Annotated in this window: 22 protein-coding genes and 1 tRNA gene; 8 read left to right on the top strand and 15 right to left on the bottom strand. The window is 72.0% G+C overall.

Going from position 1 to position 23382, the window contains the following annotated elements:
* The coding region (locus tag ABZW32_RS30715; protein ID WP_356222065.1) for a DUF2510 domain-containing protein at positions 1-805 on the bottom strand (805 nt) is incomplete at its 3' end.
* 278 nt (positions 806-1083) lie between these two features.
* Between ABZW32_RS30715 and ABZW32_RS30710 the strand changes: the two genes are divergently transcribed.
* A complete protein-coding gene (locus ABZW32_RS30710) occupies positions 1084-1563 on the top strand; it encodes an SsgA family sporulation/cell division regulator (RefSeq protein ID WP_356222063.1) in 480 nt (159 codons plus the stop codon).
* A gap of 77 nt (positions 1564-1640) precedes the next feature.
* On the opposite strand, the gene ABZW32_RS30705 is transcribed toward ABZW32_RS30710, so the two are convergent.
* A complete protein-coding gene (locus ABZW32_RS30705; protein WP_356222061.1) occupies positions 1641-3098 on the bottom strand; it encodes an FAD-linked oxidase C-terminal domain-containing protein in 1458 nt (485 codons plus the stop codon).
* A 9-nt stretch (positions 3099-3107) separates the two neighbouring features.
* Here ABZW32_RS30705 and ABZW32_RS30700 point away from each other — a divergent pair, with 9 nt between their 5' ends.
* Entirely contained in the window at positions 3108-4715 is a 1608-nt protein-coding gene (locus ABZW32_RS30700) for a hypothetical protein (protein ID WP_356222059.1), read from the top strand.
* A gap of 62 nt (positions 4716-4777) precedes the next feature.
* Here ABZW32_RS30700 and hppD read toward each other — a convergent pair whose 3' ends face one another.
* Positions 4778-5932 carry a 4-hydroxyphenylpyruvate dioxygenase gene (gene hppD / locus ABZW32_RS30695; RefSeq protein ID WP_356222056.1) on the bottom strand — a complete coding sequence of 385 codons (1155 nt, stop codon included), beginning with the start codon at positions 5930-5932 and terminating at the stop codon, positions 4778-4780.
* A gap of 129 nt (positions 5933-6061) precedes the next feature.
* On the opposite strand from hppD, the gene ABZW32_RS30690 reads away from it, so the two are divergent.
* The 4 genes from ABZW32_RS30690 to ABZW32_RS30675 all read left to right on the top strand — a co-directional run bounded on the left by ABZW32_RS30690 (position 6062) and on the right by ABZW32_RS30675 (position 8893).
* Complete coding sequence (locus ABZW32_RS30690) at positions 6062-6532, top strand: Lrp/AsnC family transcriptional regulator (protein ID WP_030239119.1); 471 nt, start codon at positions 6062-6064, stop codon at positions 6530-6532.
* Between the two features lie 76 nt (positions 6533-6608).
* Positions 6609-7289, top strand: coding sequence for a helix-turn-helix domain-containing protein (locus ABZW32_RS30685; RefSeq protein ID WP_356222054.1), 681 nt, complete (start codon positions 6609-6611; stop codon positions 7287-7289).
* Between the two features lie 54 nt (positions 7290-7343).
* Positions 7344-7586 (top strand): hypothetical protein, encoded by a 243-nt coding sequence (locus ABZW32_RS30680; RefSeq protein ID WP_356222051.1) that lies wholly within the window; start codon positions 7344-7346, stop codon positions 7584-7586.
* Entirely contained in the window at positions 7583-8893 is a 1311-nt protein-coding gene (locus ABZW32_RS30675; RefSeq protein WP_356222049.1) for an MFS transporter, read from the top strand. The genes ABZW32_RS30680 and ABZW32_RS30675 overlap by 4 nt, the downstream gene beginning before the upstream one ends.
* Here ABZW32_RS30675 and ABZW32_RS30670 read toward each other — a convergent pair.
* Entirely contained in the window at positions 8823-9620 is a 798-nt protein-coding gene (locus tag ABZW32_RS30670; protein WP_356222046.1) for a S16 family serine protease, read from the bottom strand. The genes ABZW32_RS30675 and ABZW32_RS30670 overlap by 71 nt on opposite strands.
* 531 nt (positions 9621-10151) lie before the next feature.
* Positions 10152-10793, bottom strand: coding sequence for a helix-turn-helix domain-containing protein (locus ABZW32_RS30665; RefSeq protein ID WP_008742627.1), 642 nt, complete (start codon positions 10791-10793; stop codon positions 10152-10154).
* Between the two features lie 368 nt (positions 10794-11161).
* On the opposite strand from ABZW32_RS30665, the gene ABZW32_RS30660 reads away from it, so the two are divergent.
* Positions 11162-12145 carry a hypothetical protein gene (locus ABZW32_RS30660; RefSeq protein WP_356222044.1) on the top strand — a complete coding sequence of 328 codons (984 nt, stop codon included), beginning with the start codon at positions 11162-11164 and terminating at the stop codon, positions 12143-12145.
* 93 nt (positions 12146-12238) lie between these two features.
* On the opposite strand, the gene ABZW32_RS30655 is transcribed toward ABZW32_RS30660, so the two are convergent.
* The 4 genes from ABZW32_RS30655 to ABZW32_RS30640 all read right to left on the bottom strand — a co-directional run bounded on the left by ABZW32_RS30655 (position 12239) and on the right by ABZW32_RS30640 (position 16300).
* Positions 12239-14023 (bottom strand): DEAD/DEAH box helicase, encoded by a 1785-nt coding sequence (locus tag ABZW32_RS30655; RefSeq protein ID WP_030239135.1) that lies wholly within the window; start codon positions 14021-14023, stop codon positions 12239-12241.
* Between the two features lie 120 nt (positions 14024-14143).
* Entirely contained in the window at positions 14144-14521 is a 378-nt protein-coding gene (locus ABZW32_RS30650) for a type II toxin-antitoxin system death-on-curing family toxin (RefSeq protein WP_356222070.1), read from the bottom strand.
* Between the two features lie 53 nt (positions 14522-14574).
* The gene (locus ABZW32_RS30645) at positions 14575-14796 is read right to left on the bottom strand and encodes a hypothetical protein (protein WP_356222041.1); all 222 of its coding nucleotides are present in this window, start codon (positions 14794-14796) and stop codon (positions 14575-14577) included.
* Between the two features lie 34 nt (positions 14797-14830).
* The gene (locus ABZW32_RS30640) at positions 14831-16300 is read right to left on the bottom strand and encodes an MFS transporter (RefSeq protein ID WP_356222039.1); all 1470 of its coding nucleotides are present in this window, start codon (positions 16298-16300) and stop codon (positions 14831-14833) included.
* Positions 16301-16469: 169 nt separating this feature from the next.
* Here ABZW32_RS30640 and ABZW32_RS30635 point away from each other — a divergent pair.
* Positions 16470-16541: transfer RNA gene (locus ABZW32_RS30635), tRNA-Cys, on the top strand.
* 59 nt (positions 16542-16600) lie between these two features.
* Here the strand turns inward: ABZW32_RS30635 and ABZW32_RS30630 are convergent.
* The 6 genes from ABZW32_RS30630 to ABZW32_RS30605 are packed head-to-tail and all read right to left on the bottom strand — an operon-like array spanning position 16601 to position 23261.
* Positions 16601-17302, bottom strand: coding sequence for a hypothetical protein (locus ABZW32_RS30630; RefSeq protein ID WP_356222037.1), 702 nt, complete (start codon positions 17300-17302; stop codon positions 16601-16603).
* A 35-nt stretch (positions 17303-17337) separates the two neighbouring features.
* Entirely contained in the window at positions 17338-19686 is a 2349-nt protein-coding gene (locus ABZW32_RS30625; protein WP_356222032.1) for a hypothetical protein, read from the bottom strand.
* Positions 19687-19695: 9 nt separating this feature from the next.
* Positions 19696-20106, bottom strand: coding sequence for a hypothetical protein (locus tag ABZW32_RS30620; protein ID WP_356222029.1), 411 nt, complete (start codon positions 20104-20106; stop codon positions 19696-19698).
* A 33-nt stretch (positions 20107-20139) separates the two neighbouring features.
* Positions 20140-21291 (bottom strand): type VII secretion-associated serine protease mycosin, encoded by a 1152-nt coding sequence (mycP, locus tag ABZW32_RS30615; protein WP_356222027.1) that lies wholly within the window; start codon positions 21289-21291, stop codon positions 20140-20142.
* A gap of 27 nt (positions 21292-21318) precedes the next feature.
* The gene (locus tag ABZW32_RS30610; RefSeq protein ID WP_356222024.1) at positions 21319-22737 is read right to left on the bottom strand and encodes a hypothetical protein; all 1419 of its coding nucleotides are present in this window, start codon (positions 22735-22737) and stop codon (positions 21319-21321) included.
* Positions 22737-23261 (bottom strand): hypothetical protein, encoded by a 525-nt coding sequence (locus tag ABZW32_RS30605; protein ID WP_356222021.1) that lies wholly within the window; start codon positions 23259-23261, stop codon positions 22737-22739. Before ABZW32_RS30605 ends, ABZW32_RS30610 begins: the two co-directional genes overlap by 1 nt.
* Between the last annotated feature and the right edge of the window lie 121 nt (positions 23262-23382).

Genomic DNA, 23382 nt, shown 5'->3' with positions numbered 1-23382 from the left:
GGGGGGGGGGGGGGCCCCCCCCCGGTTGGGGTGGGGCCGGGGGGGGGGGGGGGGGGGGGGGGGGGGGGGGGCCCGGGCCCCGTACCTCGGGCGGCGCCACGGGCAGCGGCGCGCTCCGCGCCCGGGGTGCGGGCGGGACGGCCTCCGGCCAGCTGGAGGTGAGGCCCGAGGCGCCGGCCCCGGGGGCGTCGGGCCAGGCCGGCGGGCGGGCCGAGAGGATGCCCGGCCCCTCCGCCGCGGCCTGCGCCGGAAGCTGCCGGGCGGGGGCTGGGGCGGGGGCTGGGGCGGGGGCCGTGGCGGACGCGGGCCGGGCCAGGGAGATCCCCCCGGGCCGGTGTTCCGGTTCCGCCGGGCCGCCCCAGGAGACGCGCACGTCGCGGGGGCCGCCGAAGCCGGCCTGGTGGAGGGGGTCGGCCTGCCAGCCCGCCGGATCGGAGTCCGTTCCGGGGCCCGGTCCCGGACCCCGCCCGGGGACGGCGCCGGGACCGGCGCCGACGCCGGTCCGCGGCCCGGTCAGCGCCTCGGTCGCGGAGGTCTCGTCGAGGAACACCGGCCCCGTCTCGTCCACGGGAGCGGGTCCGGACACCGGCGCGGAAGCGGGAGCGGGAGCCGACGCGGGAGCCGACGCCGAAGCCGAAACGAACGCCGCGGCGGGGGCGGGCGCCGGGGCGGCGGACGCGGCGGGGCGGCTCGTACCGGGGACCCAGGCAGCGCCGTTCCAGTACCGGACGTACCCGGGGATGGACGGATCGGGGTAGTAGCCCTCACGGGCCGCGTGCTCGCCGTCACCAGGGGAGGCCGTCAATGTCCCCAACTCCGATCGTGGCTTGAGGATTGTGCAGGGGAGGACCCAAGGGGAGGACCATAGCCAAGAACCCCCTCCCGACAGGTCCGGTAACGGGAGATTCCAAGCCTTCGGGCGAACGTCACCCCACCCGATCGTTTTCGGTCAGCCGATCAATTTCAGCCAACCTCGCTTTCGGTGCCGAAAGCCGCGTCATACCCGGGCGCACCGGCGCTCTCTGCGGGTGTGGGGCCGTTCCGGTCCCGCACCCGCAAGCGAAGCACCGAAGCGAGGCCGCCATGCACCACCCCGTCATCGAACGCGAACTGGAACTGAAGCTGGTCCTGTCCCCCGAGCGGAGCGTCCCCGTCCCCGCCAGGCTGCTGTACCTCACGGACGACCCGTTCGCCGTGCACGTCACCTTCCACACCGGCTCCAGCGCCCCGGTCAACTGGACCTTCGCGCGCGAGCTGCTCGTCGAGGGGGTGTTCCGTCCGTGCGGGCACGGAGACGTCCGGATCTGGCCCACGAAGATCGACAGCAGGGCGGTCCTGTGCATGGCGCTCAGCTCCCCCGACGGCGACGCCCTGCTGGAGGCCCCGGCCGGTTCGGTGTCGGCGTGGCTGGAGCGGACCCTGCGCGTGGTGCCGCCGGGGACCGAGGCGGACCGGCTCGGACTGGACGCGGCGCTGGCGGAGCTGCTGACCCCGACCCCGGCGGACGAAGTGTGGCTGCGCGATCCGTGGCCCTCGGACGAGTCGGCGGACGGTGACCTGTGATGCGTACGCTCGACGACCCCGCGCTCGACGACCGCGCCCCGCAGGCCCCGTCCGGCCCGTCCGCCCCGTCCAGGTCCTCAGAAGAGCTTGCCGGGATTGAGCAGACCGAGCGGGTCGAAGGCCCGCTTGACGTTCCGCTGCATCTCCAGGCCGACCGGCCCGAGTTCGCGGGCGAGCCACTCCTTCTTCAGCACCCCGACCCCGTGCTCGCCGGTGATCGTCCCGCCGAGTTCCAGCCCCAGCGCCATGATGGCGTCGAAGGACTCCCGGGCCCGCCGCGCCTCGTCCTCGTCCGCGGGGTCGAAGCAGACCACCGGGTGGGTGTTGCCGTCCCCGGCGTGCGCGCAGACGCCGATGAGCAGCCCGTACTCCCGGGCGAGGGCCTCCGTGCCGGCGAGCATCTCGGCCAGCCGCGACCGGGGTACGCAGACGTCGTCGATCATCGTCGCGGGCCTCAGCGCCTCCAGGGCGGTCAGGGACATCCGGCGGGCCTGGAGCAGGAGTTCCGACTCCGCCTCGTCCTCGGCGGGGACGACGGCGGTGGCCCCGGCGGCGGTGCACAGCCGTCCGACGGCCGCGAGACCGTCGGGCGCGTCCGGGGTGTCGAAGGCGGCCAGCAGCAGCGCCTCCGTGCTCTCGGGCAGCCCCATGCGGCCGAGGGCGTTGACGGCGCGGACGGTCGTCCGGTCCATCAGCTCCAGCAGCGAGGGCGCCAGCCCCGCCTCCATGACGGCGCAGACCGCTTCGCAGGCCGCCGCGACGGAGGGGAACTCGGCGGCCAGCGCCAGCTGCCGGGGCGGCGCCGGCCGCAGCGCCAGCACGGCCCCGACGACCACGCCGAGGCTGCCCTCGGAGCCCACGAAGAGCCGGGTCAGGTCATATCCGGCGACCCCCTTGGCGGTGCGCCGGCCCGTGCGCAGCAGCCGCCCGTCGGCGAGGACCACGTCGAGGCCGAGCACGTACTCGGCGGTGACCCCGTACTTGACGCAGCACAGGCCGCCCGAGGCGGTGCCGATGTTGCCGCCGATGGTGCACTGCTCCCAGCTGGACGGGTCGGGCGGGTAGTACAGGCCCTGTTCGGCGACGGCCCGCGAGAGGACCGCGTTGACCACGCCCGGCTCGACGACGGCGATCCGGTCGACGGCGGAGATCTCCAGGATCCGGTCCATCTTCACGAGGGACAGCACGATGCAGCCGTCCGAGGCGTTGGCGGCGCCCGACAGGCCGGTACGGGCGCCCTGGGGGACGACCGGGACCCGTAGGGCGGTGGCGGTGCGCATCACGTGCCGCACCTGTTCCACGGTGCGGGGCAGGACCACGGCAGCGGGCGTGCCGGCGGCGCAGAAGCTCGCCATGTCCGTGGCGTAGGAGGCCGTGACCTGCGGATCCGTGAGGAGGGCCTCGGGCGGGAGCCCCTCGCGCAGGCGCGCGACGAGCCGCTGCGCGGAGGGCTGCCCGGAGGGGTGCGCGGAGGACTCCTCCGGGGACTGCTCGGGGGACCGCGTGGAAAGCCGTGCCGACAGATCGTCATCCATGGGGCCAGCGTGACAGTCGGGGCCATCGGTGTGAACACGGCCGCGACCGGCTTCGGACACCTCCGCGAGCTCTTCATATTGACGCACAGTGAGCGCATGGACGGTTTCGACGAGCATTCGCAGCAGCCCGCGCCGCCCGTGACCTTCACCGGCCGCAAGACGGTGGTGGCGGCCGCGGTGGCGGTGGTCCTGATCGCCGGGGCCCTGCTGATCCGCCCGGCCCGCACGGGTGACGACGCCCGCCCTCCGGGGCCGAGCGAACGCGCCGCGTCGGCGGTCGGCGTGGGCGCCCCGGCGGCCGCGGTGGACCTGACGGCGCTGGTGGCGGACCGGGAGAAGCGGGTCGCCGCGCACGCCGACGACGACGCTTCGTGGGCGGTGCTCGGGTCCGCGTACCTCGAACAGGCCCGGCGGACGGCCGAATCGGACTGGTACCCGAAGGCGGAGAAGGCGCTCAAGCGGTCGCTGGAGACCCGGCCCGCGGAGAAGGGCAACTTCGACGCGATGACGGGCATGGGCGCCCTCGCCAACGCCCGCGCGGACTTCGGGACGGCCAAGAAGTGGGGCGAGCTCGTACGGGCGCAGGCGCCGCGGCGCTGGGCGGCGTACCCGGTCCTGGTGGACGCGTACACGGGCCTCGGCGACTACAAGGCCGCCCAGAAGGCGCTGGAGCAGCTGTCGGAGCTCCGCGAGGGGCTGGCCGCGCACCTGCGGGCCGCCCAGGTCTACCGGGACCGCGGCTGGCGCGAGGACGCGGTGGTGTCGCTGGAGCACGCGGCGGGCGCGGCGAAGGCGCCCGCGGAGAAGGCGTACGTGCTGTACCGGCTCGGGGAGCTGGCCTTCGAGCGGGGTGACGCGGCGGAGGCGCTGCGCCAGCAGGAGGCCGCGCTGCGCACGGACCCGGCACGGGCGGAGGCCCTGGGCGGCCGGGCGAGGGCGCTGGCGGCGCTGGGCCGGGGCGGCGAGGCGGTACGGGACTACCGGCTGGCGCTGGGCCGTACGCCACAGCCGCGCCTGGCGCTGGAGCTGGGCGAGCTGCTGGACTCGCTGGGGCGGCCGGAGGAGGCCCGGGTCCAGTACGAGGCCGTGTCGGTGCTGGCGGCCCGCGGCGAGGCGAACGGCGTCAACGAGGCGGTGGTCCTGGGCCTGTTCGAGGCGGACCACGGGGACGCGGGCGCCGCCGTACGCCGCCTGTCGGCGGAGTGGAAGCGGCACAAGAGCGTGCAGGTGGCCGACGCCCTGGGCTGGGCGCTGCACCGCGGTGGGGAGGACACGGCGGCCCTGGAGCACGCGAAGAAGGCCACCGAACTCGGGCTGCGCAGCGCGGAGTTCGCCTACCACCGGGCGATGATCGAGCGGGGCCTGGGCGACGAGGCGGCGGCCCGCCGCCACCTCGAGGAGGCCCTGCGGACGAACCCGGGCTTCTCCCCGGTCCGCGGCCCCCTCGCGAAGGAAGCCCTGGCCACGATCGGCCAGCCCCCCTCGGGCGGCCCGGAGAACATGCAGCCCCGCACCCCGTGGGTGGCCCCGGAACTCCCGAAGCCCAACCCCCCGAAGCCCAAGCCGAAGCCGGCCTCACCGAAGCCGAGCCCGAGCCCGGGCCCGTCGGCCGCCTGACGCAGGATGGGCGCAGCGGCGGGCCCGGGGCCCCCTGGGACCCGGGCCCGCCGCTCGACGGCCTACAGGTTGCCGCGCTTCTCCTGCTCCCGCTCGATCGCCTCGAACAGGGCCTTGAAGTTGCCCTTGCCGAAGCCCATCGAGCCGTGCCGCTCGATGATCTCGAAGAAGACCGTCGGACGGTCCTGCACCGGCTTGGTGAAGATCTGCAGCAGGTAGCCGTCCTCGTCGCGGTCCGCCAGGATCTTCAGCTCGCGCAGCTCGTCGATCGGCACGCGCGTGTCGCCGACCCACTCGCCCAGCGTGTCGTAGTACGAGTCCGGCACGGACAGGAACTGCACGCCCGCCGCCCGCATCGTCCGCACGGTCGCCACGATGTCGTTCGACGCGAGCGCGATGTGCTGGACGCCGGGGCCGCCGTAGAACTCCAGGTACTCGTCGATCTGCGACTTCTTCTTCGCGATCGCCGGCTCGTTGATCGGGAACTTGACCTTCTTGGTGCCGTCCGCGACCACCTTCGACATCAGCGCCGAGTACTCGGTCGCGATGTCGTCGCCCACGAACTCCTTCATGTTCGTGAAGCCCATGACCTTGTTGTAGAACGCCACCCACTCGTTCATCCGGCCGAGCTCGACGTTGCCGACGCAGTGGTCGATGGCCTGGAAGGTCCGCTTCGCCGGCGGGGCGACGATCGGCTCGACGGCGACGTAGCCGGGCAGGTACGGGCCGTCGTAGTCGGTGCGCTCGACCAGCGTGTGGCGGGTCTGGCCGTAGGTGGCGATGGCGGCCAGCACCACGGTGCCGTGCTCGTCCTTGACCTCGTACGGCTCGTCCAGCCCGCGCGCGCCCTGCTCCACGGCGTACGCGTACGCCGCACGGACGTCGGGGACCTCGATGGCGAGGTCGATGACGCCGTCACCGTGCTCGGCGACGTGCTCGGCGATGAAGCGGCCGTGGTCGGTGGTCGGCTTGATGACCGAGGTGAGTACGAAGCGCGCGGAGCCGTTGGTGAGGACGTAGCTGGCGGTCTCGCGGCTGCCGTTCTCCGGTCCGGAGTAGGCGACGAGCTTCATGCCGAAGGCGGTGGAGTAGTAGTGCGCGGCCTGCTTGGCATTGCCCACGGCGAAGACGACCGCGTCCATGCCCTTCACCGGGAAGGGGTCAGCCTCACGCGCGGTGTGCGGGGCGGTTTCGAGGTTCACCAGAGACTCAGTCATGAGCGCAGAGTCCCGCCCTTCCACAAGCTGCGCAATAGTTTCGATTTCCGCTGTACAGAATGCCCAGCACCCGCTCAGGATGGCTGAGAGATCTGTGCAGTATGACCAGCCGAAGGAGGGAAGGTTCCCATGGGCATCGACGAACTCGACGGCAGGCTCATCGTCCTGCTCGCGCGCGAACCGCGGATCGGGGTCCTGGAGGCCTCGCGCCGGCTGGGCGTGGCCCGCGGCACGGTGCAGGCCCGGCTGGACCGGCTCCAGTCGAACGGGGTCATCCGCGGTTTCGGCCCGCAGGTCGACCCGGCCGCCCTGGGCTACCCGGTGACGGCCTTCGCCACGCTGGAGATCAAGCAGGGCCAGGGTTCGGACGTACGGGCCCACCTGGCGGGCGTGCCGGAGGTGCTGGAACTGCACACGACCACCGGGACCGGGGACATGCTGTGCCGGCTCGTGGCGCGCTCGAACGCCGACCTCCAGCGGGTGATCGACCGGGTCGTCGGCTTCGAGGGGATCGTGCGGGCGTCGACGGCGATCGTGATGGAGAACCCGGTGCCGCTGCGGATCATCCCCCTGGTGGAGCAGGCGGCGCACGAGGGCTGAGCCGTCCGGGGAGTTCCAAAGAAAACGTTGCAAAGAAACCCTTGCATAGGACCCTTTGCAACTCTACTGTTGAGCCATGCCCGAGAACGCCGAGAACGCCGAGAACGCCGAGAACGCCGCGGACAGCGCGGACACCGTGAACGCCGACTCCGCGGTGACGCCCGCACGGCCCGCCGAAGCGGCCGCACACGAGCCCAACGTCCGTGTCCTCGACGCCCGTTCGCTGCGCGGCCTCTCGCACCCGCTGCGCATCCGCCTCCTCGGCGCCCTGCGCCGGGAGGGGCCCGCCACCGCCTCACAGCTCGCCGAACGGCTCGGCGAGTCCAGCGGGGCCACCAGCTACCACCTGCGCCAGCTCGCCGCGCACGGGTTCGTCGAGGACGCTCCCGAGCACGGCAAGGGGCGCGAACGCTGGTGGAAGGCCTCGCACGACGGCACGCGGTTCGACGAGTCGCTCATGTTCGCCGACGACCCCGAGACCAGGGGCGCGGCGGACGTCTTCCTGGGCGAGATCATGAAGATCCACACCCAGGAGCTGACCACCTGGCTCGGCGAGGCGCACCAGTGGCCGACGCGGTGGAGGCGCAGCGCGGACATCAGCGACTTCACGCTCCGCCTGACGCCCGAGCAGAGCCACGAGCTGATCCACCGGATGCACGAGCTGATCAACAGCTACCGCGACCTGCCGCCCGTCGAGGACAGCGAGATGGTCCGCGTCCACACGCACGCATTCCCGCGCCGCACCGCTTCCGAGTAGTCCGCCCGGACGGTCCGCGCGCCCTTCCCCACCCTCCGCAGAAGGAGTCCTGCCATGCACGCCTTCCAGCACGCCGAGATCCACGCCGCCCGCACCGCCGAACTCGCCGCCGAGGCCGCCGCCTGGCACCTCGCGCACGAGAGCGCCGCCCCCGCCACCCCCGGGGCCCTCGCCACCCACGCCGCCCATGCCGCCCCCGCCCTGCGCAACCGGCTGGGCGAGGCCCTGATCAGTGCCGGACTGCGCCTGATGGAGCCGGCCCACGTCCACGCCCGCCTCCGGCAGCACGCGGCATGAGCAGCCCCGACAGGCGCCCCTTCACCGCACTCCTGGCCGCCAACACCATCTCCATAGCCGGTAGTTCCCTCACCCTGATCGGCGTCCCGTGGTTCGTGCTCCAGACCACGGGCAGCGCCGGCCGGGCCGGGGTCGTCGCCTTCTGCGCCACCCTGCCCGTGATCGTCGCCGCGCTCGTCGGCGGCCCCCTGATCGACCGGATCGGCCGCCGCCGCGTCTCCGCGGCCTCCGACCTCATCTGCGCACTCGCGGTCGGCGCGATCCCGTTACTCCACTCCGCGGGCCTGCTGGAGTTCTGGATGCTGTGCGCGCTGATGGCCGTCAGCGGCCTCGTGCACACCCCTGGCCTGACCGCCCGCAACGTCCTGCTCCCCAACCTCGCCGAGCACGCCGGCACCACCATCGGCCGTGCGTCCAGCCTCTACGACGCGGTCTCGCGCGGAGCCCGCATGCTCGGGGCCGCCACGGCCGGCCTGCTGATCACGTTCCTCGGCGCCGAGACCGTCCTGCTCCTGGACGCGGCCTCCTTCGCCGTCTCCGCACTGCTGATCACGGCCTTCCTGCGCGGAGTCGCGGCCGCCGACCCCCAACCCATGCCGGAAAAGCCGACGTTCGGCGCCTACCGGGCCGACATGGCCGCAGGCTGGCGCTTCCTGACCCGCTCCCGGCTCCTGATGGGCGTCACCCTGATGGTGATGATGACCAACGGGCTGGACCAGGGCTGGAGTTCGGTCCTGCTGCCCGTGCACGGCCGCGAGGACCTCGGCAGCGCCGGCGCGGTCGGCCTGATGATCTCCCTGTTCGGCGGCTCCGCCCTGCTGGGCGCCCTGCTCTACGGGGCGTGGGGCGAGCGCTTCCCCCGCCGGGCGGTGTTCGCGGCGGCCTTCCTCCTGGGCGGCGCCCCCCGCTACGTGACGGCCGCCCTCACCGACACCGCACCACCGCTGGCGGTCGTGATGGCCCTGTCCGGGCTCGGGGTGGGCATGCTCAACCCGATCCTCGGCACGGTGATGTACGAACTGGTCCCGGAGGACCTGCGCAGCCGCGTCTCCGGCGTGACCATGGCGGGCTGCGAACTGGTGATGCCCCTGGGCGGCCTCACGGCGGGCCTCCTGGTGGACTCCCTCGGCATCGGCCGGGCCCTCCTGGCCTTCGGCGCCGTCTACTTCCTGACCACCCTGACACCACTCCTCTTCCCGGCCTGGCGCGGCCTCGACCACACCCCGCCCCGGCCCCTCAACAGGCCGGAACCTCCCCGCCCCGCTGAAGAGCCCGCAGCGAGTCCACCGCGCCCGTCAGCGAGGTGACGGGGATCAGCCTCAGCCCCTCGGGCAGCTCGGCCTTGGCGTCGGAGCACTCCGCCTTCGGGACGAGGAAGACCGTCGCCCCGTCGCGGCGGGCGGCCTGCGTCTTCAGGCCAACTCCCCCGACGGCGCCGACCGTCCCGTCGGCGGTGATGGTTCCCGTACCGGCGATGGTGCGCCCGCCGGTGAGGTCGCCGCCGCTGCCGTCGCCGTCGAGCTTGTCGACGATGCCGAGGGAGAAGAGCAGTCCAGCGCTGGGGCCGCCGACGTCGGCGAGGTTGAGGTCGGCCTTGACCGTCTTCGGGTCCTTGTGGAGGTATCCGAGGGCGGCCTGGGCGGCGGCCGACTGGGACTGCGTCATCTCCTCCAGGTTGTGCTGCTCGATCTCCTTGTCGCTTCCGCCCGACGGGTAGACGGCCCCCTTGGGCATGACCGCCCGGGTGCTGTCGAACCAGTTCCCGATCAGCTCGGGGAGGGTGACGGTGCTGGAGGGGCCGGTCGCCTGGATGGTGGTCATCCGCAGCTGGCCCTTGGTGTCCCGGGTGGGCGCGCCGGTGACGGTGATGACGGGCTTGCCGTCACGGGCGCCGAGCACGTCGGCCGTGAGGCCCGGCTGGGCGATCACGAAGGGCAGTGGCGCGAGGGCGGCCACCGCGAACAGCGCGGCGACGGGCGCGGCGCAGATGGCCAGGGCGGCGGGACGCGGCAGACGTGTGAGGCGAGAGAGCACCCGGCCAATCTATCGGGCCGCGTGCCGGTGCCCGCGTGCCCGTGCGCCGGTGGCGCGGATGGCGGGGGCGTCCGGGGCGCGGGGGCCGGGGCGCGCGGGGTGCGGGGGCGCGCGTATCCGGGGCTCGGGTATCCCGGGACTCCCGCGTGCCCGTGCGACGGTGGCGCGGATGGCGCGGGCGTCCGGGGCGCGGGTGCCGGGGCACGCGGGGTGCCGGAGGCGCGCGTATCCGGGGCTCGGGTGTCCCGGGGCACGCAGCCGCCGGGTGCGGCCGGCCGCGCACGCCACAGGGCGGACGGACGGCCTCCGGAGGTGCGGGCCACCGACCGCGCGGCTGGCCGGGCGGCCACCGGAGGTGGGGTCACCGGGCGGGAGGGCATCCCGGGGGCGCGCAGCCGCCTGGGCGGGGCCGGCCAGGGAGTGCGGGCCCGGCGGCTGCGGCTGTAGAGACGCTGTCGTCCGGGCGTGGGGCCGCCGGGGGGGGCTCCCAGGGTGCTCCCGCCGGGGGACACCGCGGCAGGCCGCCACCGGCTAGCGCAGGGCGTCGGCGACCTCGCGGGCGGCGTCGACCACGCGCGGGCCCACCCGCTCCGGTACGGCGTCGGCCAGCATCACCACGCCGACGCTGCCCTCCAGCCCGGTGATGCCGACGAGCGGCGCGGCGGCGCCGCTGGCACCCGCTTCGAGTTCGCCGTGGGTCAGGGTGTAGCCGGGCTCGATGAGCGTGCCCTGGCGGGCGGCCAGGATGGCCCGGCCGGCCGCACCACGGTCCAGGGGGTGCCGGAAACCGGCCCGGTAGGCGACGTGGTAGTCGGTCCAGGTCGGCTCGACGACGGCGACGGCGAGCGCCTCGGTGCCGTCGACGAGGGTCAGGTGCGCGGTGGCGCCTATGTCCTCGGCGAGCGAGCGCAGCGCGGGCAGCGCCGCCTCGCGCACGAGCGGGTGGACCTGACGTCCCAGCCGCAGCACGCCGAGTCCGACGCGGGCCCGGCCGCCGAGGTCGCGGCGGACCAGGGCGTGCTGTTCGAGGGTCGCGAGCAGTCGGTAGACCACGGTGCGGTTGACACCGAGGCGGTTGGAGAGCTCGGTGACAGTCAGACCGTGGTCGGTGTCGGCGAGCAGCTTGAGGACTCTCAGCCCTCGATCGAGAGTCTGGGAGGTTTCCGCGGTCACGACGCCTCTCCCTCTCCTTCGGGTGGGCGGCGGTGACTCTCACGGGGTGGAGCGCTGCCGGTCCCTCGGCGACGCACGGAGAGGCCGCCGGTAGCGGCCATGGCACCGGCTGCGCTCCCGCGGCGGCGCTGCCACGGGGCGTTCGATGCGGGGACAGTAGCGAGCGGGTCCGCTCAGCGGAAGGCCTCGTCCAGAATCCGGGCGCCTACTGTCGGTTTGTGTCATTTTCTGAGGACGGCTGTGCCAATTCGTAATGTTCCTCAAGCGAAAACCGCTTTACAGCCCCCTTAGTCTGATCATGTTCAAAAAGATTTTTGGGGGTGGGCAGGGCGTCCGACGCCGTGCCCACGTAGGGGAAAGAAGTACAAGTGAAGCTGAAGCGCATGGCCATCGTCGCCGCCGCTGCCGTGGTGGGCCCGACGGTCCTCATGGCCACGCCCGCCATGGCGGACGAGGTCCAGAACCCGGCGATCACCACGCCCGACGCGGCTCCGGCCGCCGACGCCGCCGCCAAGCCCGCCGCGGAGACCCTGGCGGTTCCGGCCGCCGACGCCGCCAAGCCCGCCGCCCAGACCCCGGCTCCGGCCGCCAAGGCCGCGGACGCGGCCGACGCCAAGGACGCCGCGAAGTGGGTCGCCGACGGCCCGAAGCTCGCGATCAAGGACCTGCCGTCCTCCTTCAAGGCCGGGGGCGGCTGGCAGGAGTTCACCCTTGAGGTGGACAACACCGGCGGCAAGGACCACAAGGACTACTCCCTCGCCGTTGACCTGATGACCCGCACGAAGGTCAAGGACGGCAACATCGCCCTTGAGGTCTACCTCCCCAACGAGGAAGGCGACTGGGACTGGTACCCGGCGGAGTCGACCGGCTCCGACAACGAGTTCTTCCTGACCTTCGGACACGGGGCCATCTCGAAGGACGACAAGTTCGACATCAAGCTCCGTCTGAAGTTCTCGAAGGACACCCCCACGACGGACATCGCCCTCACCCCCGCGGGGTGGAGCAACGCCGAGGGTGACGAGAGCTACTCCGCAGACAACGTCGTCGAGTCCAAGGTCGAGGGGAAGACCGGCGGCAACACGGGCGGCAACAACGGTGGCAGCCACACCGGCGGCGGCACCAAGCCGAACGGTGGCACCTCCACCACGCCGATCGTCGACCACAACACCGGCACCGGCACCGGTACGGGCACCGGCACCGGCACGGGCACCACCACCAACGCCGGTGGTCAGCTCGCCGAGACCGGTGCCGACGCGGCCACCAGCTGGGCCCTCGGCGCCGGCGGCGTCGCGCTCGCCATGGGTGCGGCCCTCGTCGCGGGCAACGGCCGCCGTCGGCGCGTCGGCGCCTGACGGCAGTCGGGTAGTCGGCAGTCACACGAGAACGGGGTCCGTGCGCAGCAGCGCACGGACCCCGTTCCGCGTGTCACACCCCCCGCGGACGCGCTACCGCATCCGCGTGGCCCACTCCTGCACCTTCTTGATCCGCTCCCGCAGCTGCCCCGCCGTCGCCTCCGCGCTCGGCGGCCCGCCGCACACCCGGCGCAGCTCCGTGTGGATCACCCCGTGCGGCTTGCCGCTCTGGTGGACGTACGCGCCGACCATCGTGTTCAGCGACTTGCGCAGCTCCAGCAGCTCCTTGTGCGAAACCACCGGCCGCCGGTCGGCCGGCAGCTCCAGCAGGTCCGCCTCGGAGTCCGGCTTGCGCCGGCTGTGCGCGATCTGGCGCGACTGCCGCTTCTGGAGCAGCATCTGCACCTGGTCCGGCTCCAGCAGCCCCGGGATGCCGAGGTAGTCCTGCTCCTCCTCGCTGCCGGGGTGCGCCTGCATGCCGAACTCGGCGCCGTCGTAGAGCACCCGGTCGAAGACGGCGTCGGACTCCAGCGCCTCGAAGGACATCTGCTCGTCCTCGCCGGTGTCCTCGTCCTCCTGCCGGTTCGCCTCGTCCATCTCCTTCTCGGACTCGGCGTACGGGTCCTCCTCGCCCTGCTTCTTCGGCTTGTCGAGGACGTGGTCGCGCTCGACCTCCATCTCGTTCGCGAAGCCGAGGAGGTAGGGGATCGTCGGAAGGAACACGGACGCCGTCTCGCCGCGCCTGCGCGATCGCACGAAACGCCCGACCGCCTGCGCGAAGAACAGCGGCGTCGAGATCGTCGTCGCGTACACGCCGACCGCCAGCCGCGGGACGTCGACACCCTCGGACACCATGCGGACCGCGACCATCCAGCGGTCGTCGTTGCCGCTGAAGGTGTCGATGTTCTTCGAGGCGCCCGTGTCGTCCGACAGCACCAGGGTCGCCTTCGTCCCGGTGATCTCGCGGATCAGCTTGGCGTACGCGCGCGCCGAGTCCTGGTCGGAGGCGATGACGAGGCCGCCCGCGTCCGGGATGCCCTTCCTGACCTCCGTCAGGCGCTGGTCGGCGGCGCGCAGCACGTTCGGCATCCAGTCGCCGCGCGGGTCCAGCGCGGTGCGCCAGGCCTGCGAGATGGCGTCCTTGGTCATCGGCTCGCCGAGGCGGGCCGCGATCTCGTCGCCCGCCTTGGTGCGCCAGCGCATGTTGCCGCTGTAGGAGAGGAAGATGACCGGCCGCACGACGCCGTCGCCCAGCGCATTGCCGTAGCCGTAGGTGTAGTCCGCGGAGGAGCGGCGGATCCCGTCGTTGCCCTCCTCGTACGTGACGAAGGGGATCGGGTTCGTGTCGGACCGGAAGGGCGTGCCGGTCAGGGCCAGGCGCCGGGTCGCCGGGTCGAAGGCCTCCAGGCAGGCCTCGCCCCAGGACTTCGAGTCGCCCGCGTGGTGGATCTCGTCGAGGATCACCAGGGTCTTGCGCTGCTCGCAGCGGTTGCGGTGCAGCATCGGGCGGACGCCGACGCCCGCGTAGGTCACGGCGACCCCGTGGTAGTCCTTGCTCAGCGGCCCGGCGGAGTACTCCGGGTCGAGCCGGATGCCTATCCGGGCCGCCGCCTCCGCCCACTGCTTCTTCAGGTGTTCGGTCGGCGCGACGACGGTCACCTGCTGCACCACGTGGTGGTGCAGCAGCCAGGACGCGAGGGTCAGCGCGAAGGTGGTCTTGCCGGCTCCGGGGGTCGCCACCGCGAGGAAGTCGCGCGGCTGCGTCTCGATGTACCGGGTCAGGGCACCCTCCTGCCAGGCACGCAGCTTGCTCGCGGTGCCCCACGGCGCGCGGCCGGGGAAGGCGGGTGAGAGGTGGTGGGAGGCGGTAGTAGTCACGGTCTCCGGTTCGTCTCAGTCACGGTCGCGGTCGTACGTAGGACAACCGGGCCACCTTACCGGCCCCCGCCCGCCCCTCCCGGAGGGACAGGCCCGTGACCTCGGCGGGTGCGGCGAGCGTCACATCGCGCGCAACCGCCCGGCGATCACGGCGACATCGGCCTCGCGGCCGGCGGCCACGTCGATGACCAGGTCGTACGCCGTGTCCTGGTCCACCGCCGCGAGGTCCACGCCGTTCACGGCGAGGAAGGTGGCGGCGGCCAGCCAGGCGGTGCGCTTGTTGCCGTCGACCAGGGGGTGGTTCGCGGCGATCCCGTGGAGCAGCGCGGCGGCCTGCTCGTACGGGTCCTCGTAGGCCGGCGTCCCGAACATGCGCGCCCGCGGCCGGTGCACGGCGGACTCCAGCAGCCCGGGGGCACGGAGCTCCACGGGCTGGTCCTGGGCCAGGCAGGCGTGCCGGGCGAGGTCGAGGACCTCGGCGAGGGTGAGGTGGCGCACGGCGGGGTTCGCCGGGGCCGGGCCGGGAGGCAGGGCCGGGGCCCGGTCCGCGCTCACTGCCCGAGCCTCTCCAGCAGCGGGGCGTGGGCCCGGGCGAGGCGCGCGGCGGCCTCCCCGACGCGCTCGCGCTCCGCCCGCAGGTGCTCCCGTACGGCGTCCAGCGCGAGCGCCTCGGGCGTGCGGCCGGTGGCGTCGGCCAGGTCGGAGAGCTCGGCGCGCTCGGCGTCGGAGAGGGTGAGGGTGAGGGTGAGGGTCAGCTCGTACATGTCGTGCATGCCGCGAACCTATCCCCTCGGGCCGCCCGCCCCCTCAGCTTTTCCGGGTGCCGGTCCCGGGCCGGGCGGGCTCCAGCCGGGTCGCGACCCACGCCCCCACCAGCGCCACGCACGCCATCGGCAGGAACACCGCCAGGAACGCCGCGGGGTGCGAGGCGGAGGCGGCGCCCCCGGTCAGGGTGTGCCCGGCGGAGCCCACCGCTCCCCCGCCGAGCCCGGCGAAGGCCGCGCCGACGGCCGCGAGCAGCACCACGTTCGCGAGGGCGTCGGAGATCTGGAGCGCGGCGGAGTTCGCCCCGGCCTCCTCGGGCGCCGACAGTTCCAGCAGCAGCACGCTGGTCGGGCCGATCACCAGCCCCATGCCGAGGCAGCCCCCGGCCCACGCCAGTGCCACCGTCCAGACGGGGACGGCCTCGATGAGCACCGCCGGGGCCGCCGCGATGGCGAGGGCCACCATCACCATCCCGGCGACCATGAGCCGCTCCCGGTACGGCGCCATCCGCCCCTTGGACTGCACCCAGGAGCCGACCGCCCACGTCACCCCGCCCAGCGCCAGCGAGAAGCCGGCCATCGTGGGGCTCAGCCCCCGCTGGGTGACCAGCATCAGCGGCACGAAGCTCTCGGCCCCGATGAAGGCCCCCGCCGCGACCCCGCGCAGCAGCACCACGGACGGCAGACCGCGCCGGGCCAGGTAGGTCCCGCGCGGCATCAGCGCCCGCACGGCCGGCACCAGCAGGGCCACGCCCGCGACGGCGGGCAGCAGCGACAGCCAGCGCAGGTCCTGGGCGGCGTACTGGAGCAGCCCCGCGCCCAGCGAGATCCCGAGGGCGAACCCGATCCGGCGCCGGTCGAACGCGGCGACCGCCCCGGGGTCCACGGGCCCGGAGGCGGTCCGCCGGATCGCGGGCAGGGCCACCACCAGCGGTACGACGACCAGCGCCGGGATGCCGAGGAACACCCACCGCCAGCCGAGGTGCTCGGTGACCGTCCCGGCGGCCAGCGGCCCGACGATGGACGGCACGACCCAGCTCGCGGCGAAGGCGGCCATGATGGCGGGCCTCAGCCGCTCCTCGTAGGCCCGGCTGACCACCACGTAGAGCGCGACGATGACCAACCCGCCCCCGAACCCCTGCACGGCCCGCCCGAGGACGAAGACCCCCATGCCCACGGCGGTCCCGGAGCACACCAGCCCGGCGGCGAAGGCCCCGATCCCGACGGTGAGCGGCCGCAGCGGGCCCTGCCGGTCGGACCACTGCCCGGACAGGACCATGCCGAAGAGGCTGGTGGTGAAGTAGGCGGAGAACGCGAAGGCGTAGAGCCCGATCCCGTCCAGCTCCCGGGCGGCGACGGGCATGGCCGTCCCGACGGCGGTGGCCTCGAAGGCGATCAGGAAGATGACGGAGATCATCCCGACACTGAGCGTCCGGTACGCGGGCCCGAGAACGCCGCCCTGCGGGGGCGGGGCGGCGTCGGGCACGGATATCCGGGGTTCAAGGGCGCTCATCGCCCCAGAGTAAGGCCCACACCGGCCTGACGCCCCTGTCTATTGGACTGATCCCTCCTCGGCCCCGGGACCTAGGACTGTGAACGCGACATGGCAGTCACATTGCACCCCACCCGCCCCCCTTCCCGGCTCCGCGGACCACCCGTAGCGTCGTACGCATCACCACCACAGCCGTGTGCCCGAGTGGTTGAGGGACTCGCCTGCAAAGCGAGTTACGCCGGTTCGATTCCGGTCACGGCTTCCGACCGAAGGCCGCCCGGGGGATCCGTCCCCGGGCGGCCTTGGCCGTGTGCAGGGCCGCTACGGGGCGGGGCTTTCGTTGGGTGCCGAGCCTGCATCGGCGTCGACCGCCGGCGGCGGCAGCTCCTGCGCCCGGGCAGGAAGCCCTCCGTCATTCACGCACCCGAGCACCTTGGCCACTGCCAGCGCCGCCGAGTGGGTGACGGCCAGGTAGTCCTGGCCCAGGACGGCCGCGCCCTTGCTCGCCTGCCACTGCTCTTGGAACGCCGTGGTGACCTGCAAGGGAACGTCAGGGGTCGAGCCGACGCGCACACTGACACAGTCGAACGTGACGTCGACCGACTTCCCCTGCATCCAAACCCTCGGCCTCCTGGCGGTTACTCCTGGAAGATCGGCCGGGTCTGCGTCGTACTTGCTGTAAGCGGTGAACATGACATTCGCCGTGGGGCGGTAACCGGCCTTCCCCATCCCTACGATCCTGCAGACCGGTTGAGGGGCGTAATGGATCTTTGCGCCGGACCGGTAGGCGTCCTCCATTGCCCGCGCGACCACCCCGACCTCCGGATTCCGTTTCTCGTCCCGGATCTGGAACTCCGTGGACTCGAGGATCCGCTCCAACGCCTTCCCGCCGTCGTCCGTGAAGAGCCCGGCGCAGACCTGACTGACGGAGAGCAGCGGCCCAGCGGTGGGCGGGGCGGCGGGCCCCGGCTCAGCGGCAGAGCAGCCCATCACCGCCGCGCCGAATGCCGCCCCCCAGAGCATCAGGGCACCCGGCCGCCGCGGTATCCGGCACCGGCTCACTCGGCGCCCTTGGTCTGCGCCTCATGGCCTTGCTGACGGGCAATGGAGTTGCCGGTTTCGTACCCGATGCGCATCGACTCGACGAAGTTGTTCCCAAAGTCGCTGTTCGGATCGATGCGATGGCGCTCCATGAACTTCTGCATGGGCGCCTCGGCACTGTGCTCACCTGCCTGGTACATGGCCTTGTTGCTGTCGTGCGTCGCGCCGTCGATCTTGTCCTTGTGTTCTTCCTTGACCTCGTCCGACCACTCGCCCACGACTCCTGAGGCCGCCTGCTCGGCAGCACCACTGCCGAGGTCGATGGCCAGCGGAACGACGACCGCTGCCGCTCCCGCTGCTGCGGCCGTGGCGGGCAGCAAGGCCACACCACCCGCGATCGCCGCCGTCGTCCCGAACTCGACCCAGGCGGACTGCTGTTCGTGCGCCTTCTCGTATTCCTCGTGCTTCTTCTCCCCGATGCCTTGCACCTGTCCCGCTCGGGACTCGTCGAGGATGCCCTGCACCTCGGCCGTGGTCCGGATCGTCGACCGGGCCCGGCCCTCGTCGATGTTTCCGTCGTGTGCCACTTGGCCTTCCAGCACACTCGCGGAGTAGACACGCTCTGCGGTGGAGACGGTGGCGTAGGCGTCGGGATGCTGCCCGAGCACGGCCAGCAGGTCACGGGCGCCGTCGCGCTCGAATTTCACATGGGCCTGATCGTCCCCGTCCCGTGGGGCGAAGACGCTCTTGTCGGGATCCGAACTCAGCGCGCGGTTGACGTCGTCGATGTACCCGGCGGTCATGTTGCCCAGACTGTCCGCCAGGACCTCCTGATGACGGAGGAGTCCGGCGTCGCCGCCGTATTTGGCCACAGCCGCTGCCATGACCGCCGCACCGGCATCGGTCCGGTGGAGCTCGGGCTTCGGGTCGTCCCAGGCATGACCGAGCGCAGCCGCCTCCAGGGCATGCCCCAAGGCATCCGGCATGTGCTTCTCGACCTTCTTCAGGTCGTCGAAGTTCGTGCCCTCCATGTCGATGGTGCAGTCGTAGTCCTCCCGGGCGAAGAAATCGAGGTAGCCCGTGATCGGCTGGCCCTTGGCGTCCTTGCCCAGGTTCGGGACGCCCGGCCTCTCCGTGCCGTCCTGGTCGTAGGCGTGCGGGGGCCGTCCGGGGTCGAAGAACTCGGCCGAGGCCTCCGGGCTGTGCCCCAGTGCCTCCAGGAAGCTGACCACCGGGTCGTATCCGGCGCCGTTGACCCCGGAGGGGTTGAGCAGGTTCTTGCCGAGACCGTCCAGGCGGCGGGTCCCGTTGAAGAAGTCGGGGTCCTTCGCGTGGATCTGGGTGGCGTGTTCGGCGATGGGGACCAGGAACTTGGGGTCGTAGTTGCCGTAGCGCATGATCCCGCCGAGCAGCTGGTAGCCGTAGGGCGGGTTCTGGTCGTACTTGGCCAGCGGGATGTGCTGGGTGCCGAGCTTGCGCAGGTCCTGCGCGTAGCTGTCGGGGAGGTGCGGCTCGGATGTGGAGCGGGTCGCCGTCGCGAGGTTCAGGCCCAGGTTCTTCTGGAGTTCCTGGACGTCCTTGAGCCGCTGTTCGTCGACCTTGCCCCACTCCTGGGTGTCGGTCGACATGGAGCCGAAGAACTGGAGTGCGCCCTTGGGGCCCAGCTCCTGGTAGAAGGCCGTCGAGAACTCCGGAACCTTCGCGTTGTCCGCCAGCAGCTCGTTCAGCTCCACGAGCTCGGCGTGGGAGAGGTCCCGCCCCTTCTTCGCGAGGGCGGCGGCGTGGCCGGCCTGCTCGGCGGCGAGGCCGGCGTACTTGGGTGCGCCGAAGTCGTGGTCCTCGGCGACGTTGGCGCCCAGCAGGCGGGCGAGCGACTGGTCGACGTCGTCGCAGGCGTCGACGGCTGCGTCGATCTTCGCCTGCCACAGGGGCAGGTTGACGCGGACGGACTCCTGGTAGTCGGGGTCGTGCCGGGCCGCGTAGCGCTCCTCCTCGGTGACGAGGGGGGCGGCCTGCACCTTGCCCTTGGCGTCCACCCGGAAGCCCGCGGCGGGCACCTCCTCCTCGGAGAGCTTCTTCAGCCGGTCGCGGGACGACGCGAACGTGGCGTGGGCCCGGGTGAGCGCCTGCTGGATGCCCTTGGCCTCCTTGGCGGCGTCCTCGAACTCCTTGGCCGTCTTCGCCACGAACGGCCGCGCCACCCCGGCCGTGACCCCGCTCCACTCGGCCTTGTCGGCCTTGGTCTTCATGCCGTTGCGGGCCGCCTCGGCGAGCTCCTCCAGCTTCGCGACCATGGCCTGCCAGTCGGTGGCCGCCGTGTGGAGCTTGTCGACCGGGGCGTTGAGCACGTTCTCGTACGTCAGCACGGGCGCCGCCTACTTGAGGTACTCGTCGAGCTTCGAGGTCGTGAACTCGGTGTAGAGCTGCTGCTCTTCCTTGTTGTGCGAGGAGAGGGAGTAGTTCAGCCCGTTGGAGATCTGCGCGCAGGCGGAGGCCAGGGTCTTCACCTGGCTCTCCCAACGGGAGTTGAGCCTCGCCAGGGCCGCCCCGCTCGCGAAGCCCTCTTTGCCGAGCGCGCCGGCCGCTTCGGCGGTGGCGGTGGCGGCGTGCTTGCCGTCGGTCTGGAGGCGGGAGTGCAGGGTGTGGGCCTCGGTGCCGACCGCGCCGATGTGGTCCTGATTGAGCTCAAGGTCCTGGCCGCCGGCAGCCGGGGCCCGGTTGAGCCGCATGGAGACGTTGGCCGCTGCGGTGGTGCGGGCGGCGGCCCATTCCTCGTCGAACGACATCCGGGCCTCCGGGGGCGGTGCGGTCTGTTCGGTTCAGCGACGGTTGCGGCGTACGGCGACGGCAGTGACGGCCCCGCCGATGACGACGCAGGCACCCAGCCCGAGGGCGATCCACGGGAGGCTACTGCCGTCACTCTCCTTAACGCCCGCCTCTGGCTGCGGTACGGGCTTGGACGCGCCAGTTTCCGCCGTTTTCCCGCCAGGGGCGCCGGCCGCCGCCAGGTCGGGGAGCGGGTACACATCCCGAGGGCCCGGATCCCCGGGAGTGGGCACCGCGATCCGGGGCCGAACGACGCCGTAGCCGACGTAGTCGTTCCGCTCGACTCCGTCCACGGGCTTGCCGGCGGTGTTCAACAGGACCCGGAGGACCTGGTTGTTGGTCCAGTCGGGGTGAGCGGACCAGAGCAGAGCGGCGGAGGCGGAGGCGAGGGCGGACGCGTCACTGGTGCCGTGGCTGACGCATACCTCCGACTTGCCCTGGCAGGCGGCGTAAATATCAACTCCAGGGGCTGACATGTCCACCTGCGGACCGTGCTCCGACTCCTTGGTGGCGCCGCCGTCAGGCCCGATCGCCCCGACGCCCACCACCCCTGGCGTCGCTGCCGGGTATTTGACGTTGTTGAGCCCTTGCGCGTCATTTCCGACACCGGCAAAGATCAATTTCCCCTTAGAGAGGGCATACTCCACCGCATCAGGCCTCGCAGGGTCTTCCTCGTCCAGACCCAGGGAAATGTTTATGATCTTGGCATCGGAGTCCGCCGCATAACGGATCGCTTGTGTCACACCAGGGTGTTTCGCATCGTTCTCGATCGGGACGCGAATCGGGAGGATCTTCACACCCGGAGCCAGCCCGATCGCTCCATCACCGCTGGGATGCTTTCCAGTCCCAGCGATCACCGCGGCAATGGATGTGCCGTGATTGTCATAGTCGGTGCGTTCGTCTCCATCTTGCGATGGGGCAAGGTTCTTACCTGGGAGGATTTGCCCCTCCAACTCAGAAACGCGTCCCACACCCGTGTCGATAACAGCGACGGTGACGCCCTTGCCCGTGCTGATCTTCCAGATGTCATCGGCCTTCATAGCATCTAGGTGCCACTGGCGTTCACGGATCGTCTGTGCATGCGCAGGGGTCGAGGCGACCCCTGCCAGCAGCAGACCCACCAGGGCCGAGGTCGCCTTGCGCATACACATCCCGTGCAACGTCCGATCCACTCAGTCGATCACCGGCGGAACGACACGACGATCACCCTGCCAGGTCTCTTCGTCCTCGGCCAGATAGCCGGGGCGTCCGCTCCCCTGGCCCCTGCGCCGTCCGGCCGGAGCAGACACACCGGCACCACCGTGGCTCATCCCGCTGCCGGCCATGCCGGGCCCTGATCCGTTGCGCACGAGGCCGGAGCCGCCCTGGGTGAACGACTGGCCTCCGGCAGCATTCTGGCGGCCACCGACAACGCCCCCAGGCTCCGTGGCGAGCCGACGGCCGACCAGTGAACCGCCACGGGGACCCTGCGGACTCTGCACACCACCGCCCATCGGGCCGCCCATGCCACGACCACCGGGCTGTGCGCCTTCCGCACCGATCACAGTGCCACGGGGAATACCGGCACCGGAGGGGCCGGAGGAAATGGGCTTCCCACCCACGATGCCGGTGTCGCGGGGCGGCGGGCCGACCTTGCCGCCCAGGCCACCCGGAAACCTCACACCCGGCAGCTGGCCACCCCCTGCGGTCGGCACGCCCCGAGTCGGGGGAAGCATCACGGGCGGCATCGGTGTCACGGTGTTGGGCCCTCCTCCACCGGGAAGCGCAGGCCCCCCTCCGCCGGGCAGACCGGCAACAGGCAGCAGAGTCGTCTCCGGAAGTGTCGCGACGTGATCGAGACCTACGTCGACGCTCCGGTCCGGAAGCACCGGTGTCGGCGTCGGCTCCGCCGTCAGCGGCACGCCAGTGCCCAGAGACGACGGGTGACCCGATACTCCACCAGTCCCGAACGAGGACCCACCATGGTTCGAGGCCGGGGGGATATACGAGGCGCCGCCGGCCCCTGGCCCATCGCCGGTACCCACCGATCGATCAACGTACTCAACGTCGTGAACACCAATGGGATCGAACACCTTCGGCGGCGGAGGGAACGTCGGGATTTCCGCCTTGTTCATCTGGGTCGCCGACGTGTCGTAGGACTGCGCCAGCTTCGTCAGTTGCTGGATCGCCTCGTGGCGGTCACCGCTCAGCTTCGAGTGCGCCGTCTGGCCCAGCTGCTGGGCGTCCGGGTCGTTGTGGAACTCGTGCGCGGCCGCGAGGTTCGCCGCCGCCGACGTGTCGTACTTCGGGGTGTTGGCCTTCACCTCCACCATCGTCTGAGCCGCGTGCGTCATCCACTTGCTGCCCTCCTGGCTGTAATCCGCCAGCCGCAGCGTCGCGTTGCCCGCCCGCGTCACCCACTTCTGGAACTCGTCGGCCGCTGCCCCCTCCCACCCCTTGACCTGGTGCTTCCGCAGGCTCTCGCCGATGTCCTTGATCGCGACCGCGGCACCCTCCAACTGGGTGGCCCGGGCGACGACCGTCGCCGAGTCCAGAGAGGCGATCATCGCCAGCAGCTGCTCGTGCGTGTAGCCCTCGAAGTCCGTCGCCATCAGATGGAACCCCCTGACTTGCTGTGGGTGGGAGCCGGGGTGCCCTGCTGGGTCGCGGCCTTTCGGCGGGCTTCCTCCTCCTCGCGGACCAGCGGGTCGCGGTCGCGGACGTAGTCCAGCTTCGACTGCCGGATGATGGCGCGCATGCGCGCCTGCGTGTCCTCGTCCACCCCCGCGTAGCCGTTGCCCGTCGTCAGGACTGCGATGCCGAGGGCCTCGATCTGGGCGGCCAGGCCCTGGGAGAGCTTCTGCAGCTCCGTGTGGACCGTCGAGTACGCCTTGAAGAGGGAGTCGGCCTCCGGGAAGCCCGTGCCGAGGGTGCCTGCCGGGAGGGTGCCGTCGGCGAGGTTCTTGTCGGCTGCCTCCGAGCCTTCCAGCTTCTTCAGGAGGGCGTCGACCAGCTTTTTGTAGCCGGTCATCGACTCGTACTCGACCTGGAGGGCCTGCGCCTGGCTCATGATGGCGTCCGCCACGCCCGCGCTGACGTTGCCCCCCAACAGCATCGGCCCGTTGTCCTCTGCCACGTCGGCCTCCCCGCTTCCCCGTCTCCCCGCGGGCGCGGCGCCCGTCTCCGGCGTCGCTCCCCGTCCCCGTTCGCACCCGCACGTTCCGGGCGCCGCCGATCACTCTATCGATCGGCGCCGA

Origin of the sequence: Streptomyces sp. NPDC004667, from assembly GCF_040609475.1 — a bacterium.
Lineage (GTDB): Bacteria > Actinomycetota > Actinomycetes > Streptomycetales > Streptomycetaceae > Streptomyces.
The sequence above is the reverse complement of the archived record's forward strand: the minus strand, read 5'-3'. Positions and strand labels throughout refer to the sequence as shown.

Excerpts from the sequence above, each read along its gene's own strand:
- ABZW32_RS30640 (WP_356222039.1), bottom strand. The coding sequence starts at position 16,300 with ATGAGCGCCCTTGAACCCCGGATATCCGTGCCCGACGCCGCCCCGCCC.
- ABZW32_RS30645 (WP_356222041.1), bottom strand. The coding sequence starts at position 14,796 with ATGCACGACATGTACGAGCTGACCCTCACCCTCACCCTCACCCTCTCC.
- ABZW32_RS30705 (WP_356222061.1), bottom strand. The coding sequence starts at position 3,098 with ATGGATGACGATCTGTCGGCACGGCTTTCCACGCGGTCCCCCGAGCAG.
- hppD (WP_356222056.1), bottom strand. The coding sequence starts at position 5,932 with ATGACTGAGTCTCTGGTGAACCTCGAAACCGCCCCGCACACCGCGCGT.
- ABZW32_RS30620 (WP_356222029.1), bottom strand. The coding sequence starts at position 20,106 with ATGTCGTTCGACGAGGAATGGGCCGCCGCCCGCACCACCGCAGCGGCC.
- ABZW32_RS30685 (WP_356222054.1), top strand. The coding sequence starts at position 6,609 with ATGCCCGAGAACGCCGAGAACGCCGAGAACGCCGAGAACGCCGCGGAC.
- ABZW32_RS30680 (WP_356222051.1), top strand. The coding sequence starts at position 7,344 with ATGCACGCCTTCCAGCACGCCGAGATCCACGCCGCCCGCACCGCCGAA.
- mycP (WP_356222027.1), bottom strand. The coding sequence starts at position 21,291 with ATGCGCAAGGCGACCTCGGCCCTGGTGGGTCTGCTGCTGGCAGGGGTC.
- ABZW32_RS30630 (WP_356222037.1), bottom strand. The coding sequence starts at position 17,302 with ATGCTCTGGGGGGCGGCATTCGGCGCGGCGGTGATGGGCTGCTCTGCC.
- ABZW32_RS30690 (WP_030239119.1), top strand. The coding sequence starts at position 6,062 with ATGGGCATCGACGAACTCGACGGCAGGCTCATCGTCCTGCTCGCGCGC.
- ABZW32_RS30675 (WP_356222049.1), top strand. The coding sequence starts at position 7,583 with ATGAGCAGCCCCGACAGGCGCCCCTTCACCGCACTCCTGGCCGCCAAC.
- ABZW32_RS30710 (WP_356222063.1), top strand. The coding sequence starts at position 1,084 with ATGCACCACCCCGTCATCGAACGCGAACTGGAACTGAAGCTGGTCCTG.
- ABZW32_RS30610 (WP_356222024.1), bottom strand. The coding sequence starts at position 22,737 with ATGGCGACGGACTTCGAGGGCTACACGCACGAGCAGCTGCTGGCGATG.